This is a genomic window from Paenibacillus whitsoniae (assembly GCF_003955665.1).
Classification (GTDB): domain Bacteria; phylum Bacillota; class Bacilli; order Paenibacillales; family NBRC-103111; genus Paenibacillus_E; species Paenibacillus_E whitsoniae.
In genome coordinates, this window is record NZ_RXHU01000024.1 from 49,149 (window position 1) to 67,115 (window position 17,967).

Below are 17,967 nucleotides of genomic sequence, written 5' to 3' on the forward strand. Positions count from 1 at the left end.
GCACACAAGAAAAGGCCATTCCGGACTTTACCGGAGCGGCCTTTCTTTGTATGTGCCAAGGATAACGGCATCGCGCTCATGCACGCTCAAAATATGTGTGAGATACGCTTGATCCCCCTCGCGCGTCAACTCCCCAAATCGGGCGTTCAGTCCTGACCAGCCCTCCAGCGTATCCGCTTTGTAGCGGCCTTCCACATACGCCTGGGCAAGCTCTTTATTGGACCAGAATTCTATCTTTTGGCTCGTCTGATCCCTCAGCTGCTCTACTAGCAGCATTAGAAAAACCTTTTGGAAATCCGTATTTTCCGGCACATCCACATACCCATCGGAGAAAACAATCGTCGTCCCCGGCTCTTTGTGCCCGATCACCTCGACCTGCAAGCTGAATCGACCATGGAGCAGCGAGCTGAGAAAAGAGGCCCCCTGTGCCTGATCGTGCTGATACGCCGGATCCGCATGCTGAATTTCCACCGTGTTCGTTCGCTCGTTCCAGTTCACGCTGGCGCCAAGCGCCTCGGCAACCGCCCTAGCCGATGTCATCGTCGTGCCGTCCTTCGCCACTTCAACCGGGGTGTGCAGGAGTTGATGATTTACCGCGACCTGCCTGCCCTTAGGCAGCACCTCCGAGGCGTACGCTGCTGAAGCCGCAACCATCACTGCACCGGCGCTAACGCCAAGCACCCATTTCTTCATCCGCACACACGCCACGCTCCTCTCAGCAGCCTTCTCTTACTCTCAGTATATGCGAGATTTGTCCATTTCAGATGCATCGCTTTGGATTTCGGCATAAAAGAGGCCGAGCCCCTTTGGCACTGCCGCCAAATCGGTTTGACCCTTGGTTCCGGCCGGCATTACGATGGAGGTAGATCACCATTTTCGCAATGGAAGGGGACCCGACCTGACTACACTCATAAGGCTTGTTGTTTCGAACCTATGCTGCTGATAAGAAAGGAAGGGATCCCATGACCTATCATGTCACGGATGAACAAATTGCTTTTTATCATAACCAGGGCTTTGTCCAGTTGGACAACGTGCTGACGCCCGCTCAGATCGAGGAGCTCACTTATTACTTGAACGATGTCATGCTGGATCAAGCGCTGCCTGACGGTGGCGCCTCAGACGACTTCTATCGCATCCTGAACAGCCGCATGAACACCTGGAAGGACTCCGCCGGGATGGCCAAATATTCGCTTAGCCCTTATTTGGCGGACATCGCGCTCAAGCTCGCGCAGACGGACGGGATACGATTTTTCCACGATCAGGCTTTCTGGAAAATGCCCGGCGACTCCAAACCGACGCCTTGGCATCAGGACGCTACCTACTTTCCGATGAAGGAGCCAGACGTGCTGACGATGTGGATTCCCCTCGATGACGTGGACGAAAATAACGGCTGCCTCTCCTTCGTGCCGAATTCGCATCGCGTCGGGAAGCTCACGAACGTGGACTTCGTAAATCCGATCGACATATTCGAGCTGGCTCGGGAGGCTAATCCGCACACCGAGATGCGTCAACCCGTCATCGTGCCGCTTCACAAAGGCAGCTGCACCGTTCACCACGGCTTGACGTTCCACTATGCCTACGCCAATAAAACCGATAAGCCCCGGCGGGTGCTGACGATCGTGTACATGTCCGCTCGGGCGACGTTCAACGGCCGCAGCAACCACGAGCTCACGCGGGAGCTCGGCCTGCAAGACGGCGAGCCGCTGCAGGGCCGGCTCTTTCCGGTGCTGGCGGCGCGGGTGTAGCGGAGCGCATGTGCAAAGCCTCCAATCCTTGTGGGATTTGGGGCTTTTTTTGTAATCGGCACCGCATGCAAGGAGATGCTTCCCTTGTTAGGCAGAGGGAATCCGTTGTACAATAAAAGTCAGAAAGTTGGAAAATTTGATTTTCCCATTGTCACGTTTTCAGATTTTATGAATATCTTAATAGAAAGGTGGAAATCCTGATGGCAAATGCCGCTTGGAAAGAGGTGTCCAACGTGCAAAAGTTCGTTCGTCTCCGAAAAAAAGCTCAATTAACCATTCCCACCGAAATTGTAGAACAGTTGCATTTGAATGAAGGCGATAATTTGAATATTCAGGTTGAGGATGGACGCATCATCCTGATTCCAACGGTCACGATTGCGAAAGATCAGGCGTGGTTTTGGACGGAATCTTGGCAGCAAGGAGAGCGGCAGGCAGAGAGGGATGCAGAAAAAGGCCGCTTAACCGACATCTCGGATGAAAAAGAGCTGGATGCTTTTTTCGACACCTTGGATAAGTAATGGCGCAGTTAAGACTGACGGATAACTTTAAGGAAAAGCTTGCCGAACTGGACAGCCAATCTAGGAAAGCGATTCAGAAGGCGCTGCGTATCATGCTGGACAATCCGCGCCATCCCTCGGTGCGGACCAAGAAAATGGAAGGGCATGATCATATCTTTGAGGCTAGCGCTAACATGGATATCCGAATGACTTTCCACTACGAAAAGCCGGATACGATTGTCCTGCGCAATTGTGGACACCATGATGAGGCCTTGCGAAATCCATAAAAAAGAGACTTAGCTCCATCGGAGCCAAGTCTCTTTTCAATTCACCCCGCCACAACGTTCTCCTCGGCGGCGGATTTTTTGATCTGCTTGCTGCGCAGCTGTCCACAGGCGGCGTCAATGTCCGTGCCGTGCTCGAGACGCACGGAGACGGAGATGCCCTGCTTTTTCAGCGTATCGTAAAAAGCTCTCACGACCTCCCGATCCGTCCGCTGGTACTGGCTGTGCTCGTCGACCGGGTTGTACGGGATCAGGTTCACGTTCGCCAGCTGGCTGATGTGGCCGATCAGCCCTGCAAGCTCAAGCGCATGCTCCCGCTGGTCGTTGACATCCTTGAGCAGGATGTACTCAATCGTCACGCGGCGCTTCGTCCGCATGAGGTAGTATTCAATCGCTTCCATCAGCGTTTCGATTGGAATTGCGTTGTTGATCTTCATAATGCGCGAGCGCAGCGCATTGTTCGGCGCATGCAGCGAAATCGCGAGGTTGACCTTCAGGTCGGAGTCCGCGAATTCCTTAATCTTTTTGGCCAGACCGCTCGTCGACACCGTGATATGCCGCGCCGCGAGATCCAAGCCCTTCTGATCCTTCACGATGCGGATGAAATTCGTCATATTCTCGAAGTTATCAAACGGCTCGCCGATCCCCATAACGACGATGTGGCTGACGCGATCGCCTGCCCCCGCTTCGTCCAGCATGAACTGCACGCGCATGATTTGTTCCACGATTTCCGCCGCGGACAAATCCCGGCTTTTCGCAAGCAGTCCGCTTGCGCAGAAGCTGCAGCCGATGTTGCATCCGACCTGCGTCGTCACGCAGACGGAGAGACCGAATTTGTGGCGCATGAGCACCGTTTCGATCAGGTTGCCGTCCTGCAGCTTGAACAGGAACTTATTCGTGCCATCCGCCGATTCTTGGCGGGTATGCTGGGTTAGGGTGCCGATGACCCAATGCTCCTCCAGGCACGCGAGGCAGTCTGCTTTCAGGTCCGTCATGTCCGCGAAAGCATGCACCCGCTTGCGGTACAAATAGTCCCAGACGAGCAGGGCGCGAGATTTTTTGAAGCCTTTTTCCTGCAGCCACAGGACCAGTTGGTCGAAGGTTAATCCATATATGGAAGGTTTATTCATAGCCTTTATCCTCTTTTCGAGACTCCGTTACATTCCACGAGTACTTCTTAGTATTGTGCCAAAAATCTGCCCTGAACACAAGAGGCGCAGGCGCATCAGCGCACCCGTCCTCACAAGAAAAAAGGCGCCCGCCAGTTTAACCTGGGGCACCTCGCACATTTAAGCCTCTTCTTTCAGACCGTACGGAATGCAGAGCGGCACGCCGGCTCTTTGGTCTACGATAACGTCGGCCAAAATCCCGAACACATCCATCAGCATCGTCGGGGTCACAACCTCGAGCGGGCTGCCTTCGTACACCACTTTGCCCGACTTGATCGCAATCAAATGATCCGCATAGCGCGTCGCATGGTTCAAGTCGTGCACGACCATGACGATCGTCGTTTTGTGCTGCTCGTTGATCTCCTTGAGCAGGCAGAGCACTTCAAGCTGATGCGCCATATCGAGGTACGTCGTCGGCTCGTCGAGGAACAGCATATCGGTCTGCTGCGCGAGGGCCATGGCGATCCATACCCGTTGACGCTGACCGCCGGAGAGGTGGTCAATCGGGCGATCCTTGAACGCCGTCATGCCGGTTACTTCAAAAGCCCAGTTGACGATGTCGCGATCCGCGCTCGTCATCTTCTGGAAGCCGCGCTGATGCGGGAAGCGGCCGTAGCCGACCAGCTCTTCCGCCGTAATGCCTTCCGGCGCCGTCGGGGATTGCGGAAGAATCGCCAGTTTCTTGGCGATATCCTTCGTAGATTGATGATGGATCGAGTGCCCATCCAGATACACCGTGCCGTTCGTCGGCTTCAGCAAACGCGACATGGCTTTGAGAATCGTCGATTTGCCGGATCCGTTCGCGCCGACGAGCGCTGTGATTTTGCCCGTTGGAATTTCGACATTGAGGTCGTTGATAATATTCAGTTTCTCATAGGAAACATGCAGCTGTTCCGTATAAATCCGTGTAGCGGTCGATTGCAAGGCGAACATCCCCTTTGGCTCAAATAGGTACAGAAGTATGCCAGAGTAACATTTCGGTCTATTCCAGTTATCAGTAATGATAATCATTATCAATATAATTGTCAAGCATTTCTCGCTGGAAAAAGAGAAACCCCGGCATCCATAGGACACCGGGGGCTACCTGCTTACACCTTAAACCGCGAAACCGCCTCTTGCAGCTCCGTCGACATGCTGCTCAATCCAGACGCGGTGCGCGACACCTGGGCGATCGTCGCCAGCTGACGCTCGGACGCGGTCGCGACGGCCTGCGTCAGCTCCGTCGTCATCCGCGTCAGGTCGGCCATCTCGACGATGCCGGCCAGCACCTCCTCCGAGGATGCCGACATCTGCTCGGACACGGCCGACACTTCGGCCATCTGGTCCACGACCTGCTGCACGGTGGCCGCCAGCGCCTTGAACGTGCCGTCGGTCTGCTCCACGACGGACTGCATCGCCTCGACCTCGGCGAGTCCGCGATCCATGGCCACGACGGCCGCTTCCGTCTCCGACTGGACGCGTTCCACGAGGTCGGCAATGCGTTCCGTCGCCTGCTTCGATTGATCCGCCAGCTTGCGGATCTCGCCGGAGACGACGACGAAGCCCTTGCCGTGCTCGCCGGCCCGCACCGCCTCAATGGAGGCGTTCAATGCGAGCAGGTTCGTTTGCTTCGTCACCGTTGAGATGAGCACGGTGATGTCGCCGATTTCCTCCGACAGCTGCTTCAAGCTGTGAAGCGCCGACACCGCCTGCTGCACCGAGCCGAGCGCTTCGGTAATTTGTTTCAAGTTACTCTGCATGCGCTCATTGCCTTCTTCCGTACGCACATGCGCATGCTCCGACAAATCCGTTGCTTGCCCGGCCGATTCCGCAACGCGCTGGATGCCGACGGCCATTTCGTTCATCGCCAGCGAGCTTTCCTGCGTGCCTTGGAGCTGTTGCTCCGACTGCGTCGCCAGACGTCCCATCATGCCGGAGACTGTCTCCGTCGAGGCCGACGACGATTGCGCGCCGGCAATCAACGTTTCCGAAGCAGACGATACTTGCTGCGCCGCTTGACCGATATGCTGAACGAGCGACCTGAGGTTCGTTATCATCTCTTTAAAATGATTGCCGAGCAGGGCAAGCTCATCCTTCCGACGACTGTAGGGCATATCCGCGACAGACAAATCGCCTTGCGAAGCGGCTTGTATCAGCTTCAGCAGCGGACGGACCGGGCGCATCAGCAGACGCACAACAGTCGAGATGAACGCCATGCCCACAGCCAGCGCGATCAAGCCGGTCCAGATCGATTGCATTAAATAGCCATGCATCTGTTTTTGAAGAATGCTGTAATCATAATCAAGCCCCGCAAAAGCAACCAGCTTGCCGTCCTTATCCCGGATCGCGCTCACCGCGCTGACCCAAGTGCCCACCGAATCTTTATAGACACCCGTGATGCCGAAGCCTGTTTTTTCCGCATCCTCCAGCGCATCGCGAAGCTCCTTCACCGGTACATACGGCTCTGCCGGCTTCTCGTCCACATACAGATTCGAGTTGGATAACAAGTTCAACAGCGCAGGCTCACCGTCAGACGTGATCCAGTCCGGGTAGAACAAATATGCGTTTTCCACCAGCTCACTGGTCGAAACGCGGTCCATATCCTGCTGGACCTCAATGACCTCCGGTACGGTTTTGTAGGCTTCCTGATTTTTTTTGAGTTCAACTTTGGACTTTTCGATACTGCCGATCTTCTGTACTAACGGCGCATGGAAAATCTCCTCCATCGCCGTCAGTTCATCCGTCATCTGCCCCTGATGCTGCGTATAGGAAATGAAAGTGAGCAGTGCACAGAGAATAATGTAGCACGTCGCGGTTAACGCGGAGATTTTGAACACAATGGAACGAAAATAAGAAACGGATGATGGATTGCCAGGCTTTTGCGGTTGTGGCATGGTTAACAAAGCACCTCCAAAAATGTCCAACGAAAGCATAATGAAAATGACTTGCAAATTTACAAGATAGGTCAACAGTCCCCTATATTTCGACAAACTTTTCGGGAATTCCTGCCCATGATTTTGTGAATTTTGGAGCCGTCCGCCCCGTTCAGAGCATGTGCGCCAGCCGGTATTGCTTCGGCGTTTGGCCGGTCCATTTTTTGAATGCGTTCTGAAAGGCGCTCGGCTCCGAAAAGCCCAGCAAATAGGCGACCTCGGAGATTTTGTAGCCGGGCTTAGCCAAATAGCTCGCGGCAAGCTCCTGCCGGACGCGGTTCAGCATCTCCTGATAGGTCGTCTGTTCCTGCTGCAGCTTCGCTTGCAGGCTGCGCGTGCTCATCGCGAACGCCACCGCGGCTTCTCCCAGTGCAGGCAGGCCGCCGGGCATGCTTTTTAACATCCACGCATACAGCTCATCCGAGAAAAGGCGTCCGCGCAGCAGCCGATCCTTCGCATCTTCCGCGATCCCTTCGAACGTCGCCCGCAACTGGCTGTCGGCAAACAGAACCGGATAGCCGAAAATCTCCATCGGATACCGCAGCCGATTGCTCTGTCGGCCGAACTGCGGGACGATGCCGAACACACGGCGGTATTCTTCTTCAGCCGCCCCTCGCCCGTGCGCAAAACTCGCCTCCAACAGAGGAATCGGCCGGCAGCTGAGCCGCTGCAGGATGTGATGGATGGAGCTTGCAATGTCCTCGACACAGTGCCGAGTCGGCGGATGTTGTGTATGCTGATAAGCCAGCGTGATCCAGACGGCCTCCCCCTCCTGCTCCCAATCCACGTGAAAACCGCTGCATACGATGGCATTGTATTTACCGTAAGCCTCCATCGCTTGGCCCAGCGTCTGGGAATGCTGCATCACGTAGCCGACAAGGCCGAGATCGGACACCTCCATCGCCTGGCCCTGATGCAGGCCGAAGGCGGGATCCCCTGTCATCTCCGCAGCGAGGATGGTGAGCTTCTCAAATGCTTCGTTAGTGAGGCGAGCATCAATTTGCTGCAGCAGCGCAGGATCGATGCCCGCCTCGCGCAGCAGCTCCCCTTGGTCAAGACCGCTGAAGACGCACCTTTTTAAAATGGGATGCACAAACGAAATCGACACCCCGCTCACCGGACTCCTATTCATCGTTAAGCTTCTCCTTTTTGCACGTTTGCGCATGTTTTTCGCGTGAATGATCCTACCGCGCTTCCACGGTCTAACGTATGATTTCTATATCTTACCACGCACGGAAGCCGCCGTAGAATAGCTAAGTCTGCCACAGGCGGCCGCCGCTGTGCATCACAAGGAGGAACGACCCCAATGCCATCCCGTATCGCGATGATTCAAGGACATCCCCATTCCGAAAGCTACTGCGCTGCCCTCGCGGCAGCCTATACCAAAGGCGCGCTGAACAGCGGAGCCGAAATCCGTCATATCCATGTGGGCACTCTTCATTTTGAGCCTAATTTGGCCTACGGCTACTCGAAGCGCATGGAGCTGGAAGCTGATCTGCTCGCGGCGCAGGAAACGATTCGTTGGGCTGATCACCTGGTATTCGTGTATCCGACGTGGTGGGGAACGATCCCTGCCCTGCTAAAAGGCTTCATCGACCGCACCTTTCTCCCCGGCTTCGCATACCAAAAACGCGCAGGCTCCGTCCTGTGGGATAAGCTGCTGCAAGGCAAGTCCGCGCGCCTCCTCGTGACGATGGATACGCCGTCCTGGTACAACCGCCTCGTCTACCGGCAGGGCGGCCATCACGTCATGAAGCGCGCAACGCTTCAATACTGCGGGGTGAACCCGGTGCGCATCACCGAGTTGACGCCGGTCAGCAGTTCTACGCCACAGCAGCGGGAGCGGTGGCTCGCGAAAGCAGAGCAGTTGGGGCTCAAGCGGGCTTAAATACGGACTATGGCGCTGGACTTAAGGAGGTCGTGGCGGTGGCTGGCGTGATATCGGCCACTGGCGTCTGATTGGATCGTTTCCGTGTGCTCCGCATCGTCCGCCGGCGTCTGGTTGGATTGATTCCGTACCGCGACGTATCGCCAGCGGCGCTTTCAGCGGTTGAGGGTCGCGCTGCCGCACGACGAATCGGCTATTGACGTGATGCCCAATATAATTGATAATTATTCTCAATTGGGTGTCATCCGGTGAGCTTGTGCACCGTAGCCACCACGCTATTACCGCTTGGAGGAAATGCCATGCTTATTCAACAAAGAACGATTGTTGTGCAGCCGGGGAATGCCGATAAGGTTGTGGAACGCTTTAGCAAGGAAGGGCCGCTGGACGGCATGGAAGGTCTGATCGACGTTACCGTGATGGTCAATAAGAAGAACAAGGAGACAGAAGAAGTTGTCGTCTTCATTCGTTGGGAGTCTGAAGAAGCGTGGAAGAACTGGGAGAAAAGCCCCGCCCATCTCGAAGGTCACCGCAACGCCCGCGGCCAACAGCCGCCAGACTATGTGGTCAGCTCAACGGTGAAAATGTTTGAGGTGAAAAAGGTGCGACCTGGCCAATTCCGCCAGCGGCAGGAAGGGTAAGCTCTTGGCAAAGGCGGCGAGTTCACGCCTTTCGATGGCCGCAATATGGGGCATCGGCCGCCCTAAGGCTGCCGCTTAGATGCCTGCAGCCGGCAGGGGCAGCCGAATGGGACGGCACGGGACAGTATGAGACCGTATGGGGCATGAGGCTGGGGCTATGTGCGGTCGGCTAGAACAATCACATGGGTTTAGGGGCTGTATGGACTGCATTGGACATCTTTCTTAGGCACAACCTGCAAAAAGTACATGTAAATGGCCCCAAAACCGAAAAATCGGGCAAGAACCTGCATTTCTTACAGCAAAAAATAGGACGGTCGCCAATTTGGAGGATTTCTCGTAATTTCAAGCCTGGTTTACTGTAGGAAATACAGGAAAATATATCATTCTGACCTTCACCTGCATGATTTGCTGTAAGAAATACAGGAAGGTGACCCTGCGGCGCGGCGGTTAACCGCTTACCGGCCCTCCAGGCCGCGGTCCTTTATGGGAACCCGCCGGCATAAGCCGGCGTTTTTGGCGTGGCGTCGGCGTCGCGCTGCCACGAGCCTTGCCGCCTTTGCCCGCTACACCTCATGCAGCGCATCCAGCGCCGCCTGCTCGTCGGCGACAAAGAAGAAGTGACGCCCGTGGTTGCATTCGTAAATAAAATCGCGCAGGCTTTTGCTGTTATACTGCGAAAAGTCGCCGACAATGGCCAGCTTCACTTGATAATTGGTGAACTTTTGCAAAATATCGCCCGCCAGCTTCGTGCGCAGCTCAAAAAATTCCTCCGTCAGGTTCTCCTTCCGGATCACGATTTTATGGCAATCGTGGGCGTACCTCACGTTCGCCATCAGGTCCAGCGCATCCTGGACCTCGCGGATCAGCACGTCAGCGCTCTCCACAATCGCGACTTCGGACGTGCCTTTTTGATTCATGGTAATGTTCACCTTGCTCGCCTCCCTTTTACTTGATTATTGTGCCAACTGCCATAACAGGATCAAGACGTCACAACCGGCTCCGCCTCGCCCTTCTTATTCAGGACATTATCCTCCAACACGGCAGATAAATCCCCATGCTCCATAATAATATGCCGCTCCCCCCATGAACACAAGGAATCCAGAATCGGCTTCAGACTCATGCCGTACTCCGTCAGCTCATATTCCACCTTGGGCGGGACCTGGTTGTAAACAATGCGGCGCAAGATGCCGTCTTCTTCCAGCTCGCGAAGCTGCTGCGTCAGCATTTTTTGCGTGATGCGCGGCATGAGGCGTTTGAAGTCGCTGGTGCGCTTCTTGCCGTGGGTCAAATGGCACAAAATCACACATTTCCACTTGCCGCCGATCACCTCGAGTGTCGCTTCCACCCCGATATTGTACAGCTTTTGGCTCATATGCTTCTCCTCCTAACACTTTCCCATAGGCACTAAAAAGTACCTACAGTACTTGAAAGTACGTACTGTTCTTTCCGATCGGAATATCTGATAATAGCATCTACCGGCCGGGAATTACAAGTACTGTTGTTAGGAGTGAACCCACATGGAGCACAACCAGAAATCCACGATGGCGCTGCTCGCCCTCGCAGTTAGCGCCTTTGCTATTGGCACAACCGAGTTTATCAGTGTCGGACTGCTTCCGCTCATCGCTGAAGACCTTCATATAGCCCTCACGACGGCGGGTCTTACCGTCACCTTATACGCCCTTGGGGTCACCTTCGGAGCCCCCGTGCTCACGTCGCTGACCTCCACCGTTTCCCGCAAAACGCTGCTGCTCTGGATTATGACGGTGTTCATCATCGGCAACCTGCTCGCCGCGACCGCGGGCAGCGTCGCGGTGCTGCTCATCGCCCGCATCGTGTCCGCGCTGGCGCACGGCGTGTTCATGTCGATCGGGTCCACGATCGCCGCAGATCTCGTTCCGGAGAACCGCAGGGCAAGCGCGATAGCGCTCATGTTCTCCGGTTTAACCGTCGCCACCGTCACCGGGGTGCCGCTGGGCACGTACCTCGGCCAGCAGCTCGGCTGGCGGGCCGCGTTCTTCGCGATCGCCGCCGTCGGCGTGCTGGCGCTGATCGCGAACCTGGTCTTGGTGTCCGCGAAGCTGCGCCGCGGCACCAAGACGAAGCTCGCCGTGCAGCTGAAGCTGGTCGCCAGCCCGCGGCTGCTGCTCGCTTTGGCCATGACCGCCCTGGGGTATGGCGGGACGTTCGTCGTTTTTACGTACTTGTCTCCCCTGCTGCATGACATCGCAGGGTTTCAAGAGAGCACCGTTGCGCTCATCCTCCTCGTGTACGGCATTGCCATCGCCATAGGCAACGTCATCGGAGGACGTGCCGCGAACCACAAGCCGAGCAAAGCGCTGCTCATCATGTTTCTCGCGCAGGCCGTCGTGCTGTTCGTCTTGATGTTCACCGCGCCGTTCAAAGTCGCGGGCTTAATCACGATTTTTTCGCTCGGATTACTTGCCTTCATGAGCGTGCCCGGCCTGCAAATCTATGTCGTACAGCTAGCCGAGCAATTCGCGCCTGAGGCCAAGGACGTGGCATCCGCTTTTAACATTGCGGCATTCAATGCCGGCATTGCCATCGGCGCCTCCCTCGGCGGCTTCGTAACCGATCACCTTGGCTTGATTCACACCACATGGGTCGGCGGCCTCATGGTTCTCGGCGCGGTGGGGCTCACAGCCTGGAGCCGTTCCCTGGAAAAATCCGTATCTGCACAACCGCAGCAACAACAAGCCCAACATATAGGAGGAGTTTCCCAATGAGCAATCACACTATTCAAAACATACAAGATACTGTCGCCCTGCATAACGGCGTTCAGATGCCGCGCCTGGGGCTTGGCGTTTTTCAAGTCGCCGACGGCCCGGAGGTGGTCGATTCGGTGAAAGCCGCGATCGGTACCGGCTACCGCAGCATTGATACGGCTGCGATCTACGGCAATGAAGCGAGCGTAGGTCAAGGGCTGCGCGAAGCCATTACCGAGCACGGCGTGGCACGTGAAGCGCTGTTTGTCACGTCGAAGGTGTGGAACGCCGACCTCGGCTATGACGCAACGCTGGCGGCCTACGAGGCCAGCTTGCAGAAGCTCGGTCTGGCACAGCTCGACCTGTACCTGATCCACTGGCCGGTCGAGGGCAAATACAGTGAAGCGTGGCGCGCACTGGAGGATCTGTATCTCGCTGGTCGTGTCCGTGCTATCGGCGTCAGCAACTTCCACGTCCACCATCTCGAGACACTGATGCAGACCGCCCGCATCAAACCGATGGTGAACCAGGTCGAGCTGCACCCGTTGCTCGCGCAGCAGGAGCTGGACGCGTACTGCCGCGAGCACGGTATCCAGCTCGAAGCGTGGTCGCCGCTCATGCAGGGACAGCTGCTGGAGCATCCGGTAATACAGGCGATCGGCGCGCGCCACGGCAAATCGGTGGCGCAGGTCATTCTGCGCTGGGATCTGCAGCGCGGCATCGTGACGATTCCGAAATCGACGAAACCCCACCGCATTCAAGAGAATGCGTCCCTGTTCGATTTCGAGCTTTCGGCCGCGGAGATGCAGGCTATCGACGCCTTGAACGAGAACCGGCGCGTCGGCCCGGACCCGGACAATTTTGACTTTTAAAGCTGCGGGCATGCAGTGAATAATTTCCAGCGGGATGGCAGAAAGTACATCTATCCAATACAGGGAGGATGTACCACGAGCCATGGACAATAAGGAAACCACCACGGGCAATGAACCCGCATCAATGACGCTGACGAACCGCCAGGGCCACCCCATTTCCGATAATCACAACATCCGAACGGTCGGCAATCGCGGCCCTTCGACGCTCGAGAATTACCATTATATCGAGAAAATTTCGCATTTTGACCGGGAGCGCGTGCCGGAGCGTGTCGTGCATGCCCGCGGGGCGGGGGCGCATGGCTATTTCGAGGCGTATGGCAAGGTCGGAGACGAGCCGGTAAGCAAGTACATCCGCGCCAAGCTGTTTCAGGAGGCAGGCAAGCGGACGCCGGTGTTTGTTCGATTTTCGACAGTGGTGCACGGCACCTATTCGCCGGAAACATTCCGCGACCCGCGCGGATTTGCTACAAAGTTTTATACGGAAGACGGCAACTGGGATTTGGTCGGGAATAATTTGAAAATCTTTTTCATCCGCGATCCGTTGAAATTCCCCGACATGGTGCATGCGTTCAAACCGGACCCTGTGACGAATCTCCAGAACCCCGAGCGCATGTTTGATTTCGTGTCCAATTCGCCGGAGGCGACGCATATGATTACGTTCGTCTTCTCGCCGTGGGGCATTCCCGCCAACTATCGGCAGATGCAGGGCTCCGGGGTGAATACGTATAAATGGGTCAATCAAGACGGCGAGGCGGTGCTGGTGAAGTACCATTGGGAGCCGGTGAAGCAGGGGATCAAGAATCTGACGCAAGCCGAAGCGGAAGCCATCCAGGCGAAAAATGTCAACCACGCAACGCAGGACCTATACGAAGCGATTGAGCGCGGCGACTATCCCGAGTGGGAGCTATGTGTGCAGATTTTGAGCGATGACGAGCACCCGGAGCTCGACTTCGACCCGCTGGACCCGACGAAGCTGTGGGATCATGAGAAGTTTCCATTTTTGAAGGTAGGCAAAATGGTGCTGGACCGCAATCCGGCGAATTATTTTGCCGAGGTCGAGCAAGTGGCCTTCGGCACCGGCGTCCTCGTGGACGGGCTCGACTTCTCCGACGACAAGCTGCTGCAAGGCCGGACGTTCTCGTACTCCGATACCCAGCGATACCGCGTGGGTACGAATTATTTGCAGCTGCCCATCAATGCACCAAAGTCGCCGGTGGCGACGAATCAGCGGGATGGGCAGATGGCGTACATGGTGGATCAGGGCGCACGCCAGAATCCCCATGTGAACTACGAGCCGTCGTCGCTCGGCGGCTTGCAGGAAGCCATGCCATCCGGCAAGGAGCATCAGCCGATGTACCATGATAAGTTAGTGCGGGAGAAGATCAGCCGCACGAATGATTTTGGGCAGGCGGGCGAGACGTACCGCAAGTTCGAGGATTGGGAGCGCGATGAACTGATTGCGAATCTGGTTGACGCGCTCAAGATCTGTGCGCCGGTCATCCAGGAGAAGATGATCTCGTATTTTACGCAGGCGGATGCCGATTATGGCCGCCGCGTGAAGGAAGGCTTGGCGCAAGCCAAGGTGGATCAGGCGCACCTCGGCTCCGCCGAGGAAAAAGCCGGCGCGGCGATTGCAGCCGGCGCCGGGCAGAAGACGGACGGATATTGATCGGTCCGTCCTGTTCGATCAACCCTCCCGGAATGGTTCGGGAGGGTTTTCTGCTGCCCTGCGGCGGCGCGGCGGGCTGCATAGGGCTGCGGGCAGTAGGCAGTGGGTAGTGGCGCGGCGGGAACCTGTATTTTGTACAGGTAATTGCAGGGTCAGGCGATCTTATTGCCCATTTACCTGCAAAATGTACATGTAAAATCGCCCACATCGGCCGAAAACGAGGTAAAATCCACTATTCCGCTAAAATTACATGCAGGTTTTACAGGTAATCGTTGATTTTTCCTGAATTTGAGCAAAAAACCTGTAGTTTATGCAGGTAGTTGGTGCTGTTCGGGGGCTGCTACGCTTGGGAGGCTAGTTCAGGCACGGCTGGCTCGGTACGGGGATGATTCGGGCGTCGCTGGTCGGGCCGGGCTGGCTCGCATGTTTTTTACACGAAAGCCTGATTCGCTTGCCTGCGGCTCGCCCTCGGCCATGAATCTGCAGGGCTGAACTACATTTCTCCCTATCTTTAAGCTGGCATTAAGATTATCTTAACGATTTTCCGCTAGAATAGAAATCATCTACTATTCTTATGTAAAGGCAGGTGACGCCGATGTCGGTCTCGACGCTGTTTTCTTCCTTCCCTGTGCTGTATACCAAACGGTTGATGCTGCGACAGATGGAGGCATCGGATGCAGAAGAAATTTTCACCTACTATCGCAATCCTCATGTGACGGAGCATCTGGACTGGCATGGTCCCGCTTCCGTTGAAAGCACGCGCGAGCTGATTGCCGCCTGGAATCAAGCTTATGCCGACCGGCGCATTATCCCTTGGGGCATTTCGCTGGGGGCCGCCAGCCGGTCGAACATTCTGGGCACGATTCTGCTGATGCCGACGCGCGGGGTTTTTGACGATACGCCGCAGTATCCGCTGACTGTCGGCTATGATCTGAACGCCGAGTACTGGAACAAAGGCATCATGTCCGAAGCGCTGCAAGCCGTCATCGGCTTCTCTCGCGAGCATCTCGGGCCGCGACGCATTCAAGCGGAGGTGTATCCCGAGAATAAGTCCTCACTCAAGCTGCTGAAGAAACTCGGCTTTGAAGAGGAAGGCCTCCTTCGGCAATATATGATGCATGAAGTGACCAAGCAATTGCTCGATGTCGTCATGCTAGCTTTGCTTTTTTGACAGACGTCGCACCACTCGCACGAAAAAGAACCTCAGCTTCCACGTAATCGTGGAGGATGAGGTTCTTTTTCATGATAAGCGCTATATCTTCTCTATCGCTTCTTGCACGGCACGAATGACCCGATCGCACCATGCATCGAATTCCGGATCTTCCACCTGCAGCTCGGGATGGGCCAAAATGTTGGCCACCGTTCCCTTAATCCCCTGATCGAAGCGCGTCGTCGCTACATAATCCGGCACCAACCGTTTCAGCTTCGCGTTGTCGAACACGACGGAATTGGCCTTGTCGCCGAGCAATCCGCCGCGGAAGTCATACGTGCTGCCGGCGGCCAACAGTTCCGATGCCACGTGCACCGCCTGCAGCTTCACACCGAGCGCATCCGCAATCGCCTCATAAATCTGGTTCCACGTCACTGTCTCGTCCGATGTAATTTGAACCGCTTCGCCAATCGCATGAGCATTGCCCATCAGCCCGATGAACCCTTTCGCAAAATCCCGATGATGCGTCATCGTCCAAAGCGATGTGCCGTCGCCGTGAATGATGACCGGCTTGCCTTCAAGCATGCGCTTCGCCACTTGCCAGCTGCCTTTGCGGCCATGGACGCCCAGCGGAATCGACCGCTCATCGTAGGTGTGGCTCGGCCTGACAATCGTGATCGGGAAGCCCTCTTCCCGGTACATCTTGATCAGGTATTCCTCGCAGGCGATTTTATTTCGGGAGTATGCCCAGTACGGGTTGGACAGCGGCGTCCCCTCCGTGATCCGGTAGTCGGAAAGCGGTGTCTGATACGCCGAAGCGGAGCTAATGAAGATAAACTGCTTCGTCTTCCCCTTGAACAGCCGATAATCCCGCTCCAACTGCAACGGCTCGAACGCGATAAAATCCGCCACAACGTCGAACGTCAAATCCTTGATCAGCATCGCGATATGAGCCTCATCCTGGATGTCGCCCTGCAGCAGCTTCACGCCTTCGGGCAGTGCGTTGGTCCGAATCCCTCTATTGATCAAATATAGCTCGCACCCGTCTGCCGCCAGCTGCTTCGTAATGGCCGAACTGATCGTACCGGTACCGCCGATGAATAATGCTCTCAACGTGTATTCGCCTCCGTTATCTATAATACATGCTATATTGGTAGGAGTTCGCCGTCAGTACTTCTGATCCTTCAAAAATTGAAAAATAAAGAAGACAGTTCATTGAACTGTCTCCCTTTAAATACATCTGTAACCCAGAAATATGCTCTATACGACAACAAGTTCAGGGCAATAGCCTATTAACCAGAGATTTCTACAGTCTTTTTAGGCCTTTTGCCAGCTACCAAGCTGAGAATGCCTCCAACAATTAAAAGTGGGCCAGCTAAAAGGAACCCTGCTGAAATCGCAATAAAACCACCAACTCCTGCAAGTAACATCATGATTCCTGCGGCTTTTGGCTTTGCCATGGCCATAGCTCCGCCAATTAATCCTAGTAAGGATAAAGGAATCGCAGCAAAGCCCAAACCTGTGATTTGTGTCGCGCCCTCCGCCGCGAAAGCGCCGCCAATTCCACCAATAAAGACTACCATGATCGCGCCGACAATTCCAAATAATCCACCTAGAATGCCAAGAATAAGAGCTGCTACCTTCATGTCTGTTACTACCTCCTATTATCTACTCTTTTGGTTTTAAAATAATATCTACAGGTTTAGTCGTCTTGAATCCAATACCGCCCCGCACCTGCATCTTATAGTCCGCAATTTGCTGGTCAGTTGGCATATCAAACACAACGAAGCCTTTAATCACGATGCCTGGATTAATTTTTTCAAGAAAAAAAGGAGAGTTATTATTCGCATAGATAGCGGCTGTGGGATCTGGATCATACTTCACACCAGCATTTGAGACCAACTGGAACATAGAACTATCGACCGTTCTTGCCTCCTTATCGTCATTTCTAACTGACACCGGAAATACCCAATAAACCCCTTTAGCTTTTTGACTAAGAAACTGGTTACCAATGGATGGTTCTGTGCTTGGACTATTAACTAATACCGAGAAACTACCCACCGAAACAGTATCTCCTGTCCTTGGAGCCTTTGCTTCTTCCGCAGCTTTGGCCTCTGCTTCTTTTTTGGCCTTTTCCTCAGCCTTAGCTTTATCTTCTGCTGCCTTCTCCGCAGCAGCCGCTGCTTTCTGAGCTTCTTTATCCTCTACCTTTGCAGAAACCGTCTCAGCTTGACCGCTAAGGGGCTCCTTCTCTGATCGAGGCAAGTTCGAAGCGCCAACTACAAAGGCAATAAAACTAGCAAGTGCCCAAAGAAATCTTTTTTTAGCTGTACCGTTCTTCTTAATTGCCCCGATGACCCCCATCACCAAGAAGATCAGTGCAGCAAAAAAACCAATTAACGATAGTGCAATCCACATAC

At 55.1% G+C, this 17,967-nt stretch carries 19 protein-coding genes; 9 read left to right on the plus strand and 10 right to left on the minus strand.

Annotated features, from left to right (window positions below; genetic code table 11):
* Positions 1–27 precede the first annotated feature (27 nt).
* Complete coding sequence (locus EJQ19_RS09570; protein ID WP_241242824.1) at positions 28–693, minus strand: stalk domain-containing protein; 666 nt, start codon at positions 691–693, stop codon at positions 28–30.
* A gap of 269 nt (positions 694–962) precedes the next feature.
* Here EJQ19_RS09570 and EJQ19_RS09575 point away from each other — a divergent pair, with 269 nt between their 5' ends.
* The 3 genes from EJQ19_RS09575 (at position 963) to EJQ19_RS09585 (ending at position 2,529) form a co-directional block, all read left to right on the plus strand.
* On the plus strand, positions 963–1,745 hold the full coding sequence (locus tag EJQ19_RS09575; protein ID WP_126140986.1) for a phytanoyl-CoA dioxygenase family protein: 783 nt from the start codon (positions 963–965) through the stop codon (positions 1,743–1,745).
* Between the two features lie 200 nt (positions 1,746–1,945).
* The gene (locus tag EJQ19_RS09580) at positions 1,946–2,263 is read left to right on the plus strand and encodes an AbrB/MazE/SpoVT family DNA-binding domain-containing protein (protein ID WP_126140987.1); all 318 of its coding nucleotides are present in this window, start codon (positions 1,946–1,948) and stop codon (positions 2,261–2,263) included.
* Entirely contained in the window at positions 2,263–2,529 is a 267-nt protein-coding gene (locus EJQ19_RS09585) for a cytotoxin (protein ID WP_126140988.1), read from the plus strand. Before EJQ19_RS09580 ends, EJQ19_RS09585 begins: the two co-directional genes overlap by 1 nt.
* A 41-nt stretch (positions 2,530–2,570) precedes the next feature.
* Here EJQ19_RS09585 and rlmN read toward each other — a convergent pair whose 3' ends face one another.
* The 4 genes from rlmN to EJQ19_RS09605 form a co-directional block, all read right to left on the minus strand.
* Positions 2,571–3,656: a dual-specificity RNA methyltransferase RlmN gene (gene rlmN, locus EJQ19_RS09590; protein WP_126140989.1), complete on the minus strand. Its 1,086-nt coding sequence runs from the start codon at positions 3,654–3,656 to the stop codon at positions 2,571–2,573.
* A gap of 159 nt (positions 3,657–3,815) precedes the next feature.
* Positions 3,816–4,619, minus strand: coding sequence for an ABC transporter ATP-binding protein (locus tag EJQ19_RS09595; protein WP_241242814.1), 804 nt, complete (start codon positions 4,617–4,619; stop codon positions 3,816–3,818).
* Positions 4,620–4,783: 164 nt separating this feature from the next.
* Positions 4,784–6,568, minus strand: coding sequence for a methyl-accepting chemotaxis protein (locus EJQ19_RS09600; protein WP_164716425.1), 1,785 nt, complete (start codon positions 6,566–6,568; stop codon positions 4,784–4,786).
* Positions 6,569–6,719: 151 nt separating this feature from the next.
* Positions 6,720–7,739, minus strand: a complete 1,020-nt coding sequence (locus tag EJQ19_RS09605; protein ID WP_164716427.1) for an AraC family transcriptional regulator — start codon at positions 7,737–7,739, stop codon at positions 6,720–6,722.
* A gap of 174 nt (positions 7,740–7,913) precedes the next feature.
* On the opposite strand from EJQ19_RS09605, the gene EJQ19_RS09610 reads away from it, so the two are divergent.
* Positions 7,914–8,495, plus strand: a complete 582-nt coding sequence (locus tag EJQ19_RS09610; protein ID WP_126140993.1) for an NAD(P)H-dependent oxidoreductase — start codon at positions 7,914–7,916, stop codon at positions 8,493–8,495.
* Positions 8,496–8,794: 299 nt separating this feature from the next.
* A complete protein-coding gene (locus EJQ19_RS09615; RefSeq protein ID WP_126140994.1) occupies positions 8,795–9,133 on the plus strand; it encodes an antibiotic biosynthesis monooxygenase in 339 nt (112 codons plus the stop codon).
* A 563-nt stretch (positions 9,134–9,696) separates the two neighbouring features.
* On the opposite strand, the gene EJQ19_RS09620 is transcribed toward EJQ19_RS09615, so the two are convergent.
* Entirely contained in the window at positions 9,697–10,062 is a 366-nt protein-coding gene (locus EJQ19_RS09620) for a DUF4180 domain-containing protein (protein ID WP_126140995.1), read from the minus strand.
* Between the two features lie 50 nt (positions 10,063–10,112).
* Complete coding sequence (locus tag EJQ19_RS09625) at positions 10,113–10,505, minus strand: winged helix-turn-helix transcriptional regulator (protein ID WP_126140996.1); 393 nt, start codon at positions 10,503–10,505, stop codon at positions 10,113–10,115.
* Positions 10,506–10,650: 145 nt separating this feature from the next.
* On the opposite strand from EJQ19_RS09625, the gene EJQ19_RS09630 reads away from it, so the two are divergent.
* The 4 genes from EJQ19_RS09630 (at position 10,651) to EJQ19_RS09645 (ending at position 15,568) form a co-directional block, all read left to right on the plus strand.
* Positions 10,651–11,877 (plus strand): MFS transporter, encoded by a 1,227-nt coding sequence (locus EJQ19_RS09630; protein WP_126140997.1) that lies wholly within the window; start codon positions 10,651–10,653, stop codon positions 11,875–11,877.
* On the plus strand, positions 11,874–12,728 hold the full coding sequence (locus tag EJQ19_RS09635) for an aldo/keto reductase (protein ID WP_126140998.1): 855 nt from the start codon (positions 11,874–11,876) through the stop codon (positions 12,726–12,728). The genes EJQ19_RS09630 and EJQ19_RS09635 overlap by 4 nt, the downstream gene beginning before the upstream one ends.
* Positions 12,729–12,810: 82 nt before the next feature.
* Positions 12,811–14,397 carry a catalase gene (locus tag EJQ19_RS09640; protein ID WP_126140999.1) on the plus strand — a complete coding sequence of 529 codons (1,587 nt, stop codon included), beginning with the start codon at positions 12,811–12,813 and terminating at the stop codon, positions 14,395–14,397.
* A 595-nt stretch (positions 14,398–14,992) separates the two neighbouring features.
* Complete coding sequence (locus EJQ19_RS09645) at positions 14,993–15,568, plus strand: GNAT family N-acetyltransferase (protein WP_126141000.1); 576 nt, start codon at positions 14,993–14,995, stop codon at positions 15,566–15,568.
* Positions 15,569–15,649: 81 nt separating this feature from the next.
* Here EJQ19_RS09645 and EJQ19_RS09650 read toward each other — a convergent pair whose 3' ends face one another.
* From EJQ19_RS09650 to EJQ19_RS09660, 3 genes are all read right to left on the minus strand, one after another.
* Positions 15,650–16,660, minus strand: coding sequence for an SDR family oxidoreductase (locus EJQ19_RS09650; protein WP_126141001.1), 1,011 nt, complete (start codon positions 16,658–16,660; stop codon positions 15,650–15,652).
* Positions 16,661–16,839: 179 nt separating this feature from the next.
* Complete coding sequence (locus tag EJQ19_RS09655) at positions 16,840–17,193, minus strand: DUF4064 domain-containing protein (RefSeq protein WP_126141002.1); 354 nt, start codon at positions 17,191–17,193, stop codon at positions 16,840–16,842.
* Positions 17,194–17,215: 22 nt separating this feature from the next.
* Complete coding sequence (locus EJQ19_RS09660) at positions 17,216–17,965, minus strand: DUF4352 domain-containing protein (RefSeq protein WP_164716429.1); 750 nt, start codon at positions 17,963–17,965, stop codon at positions 17,216–17,218.
* Positions 17,966–17,967 lie beyond the last annotated feature (2 nt).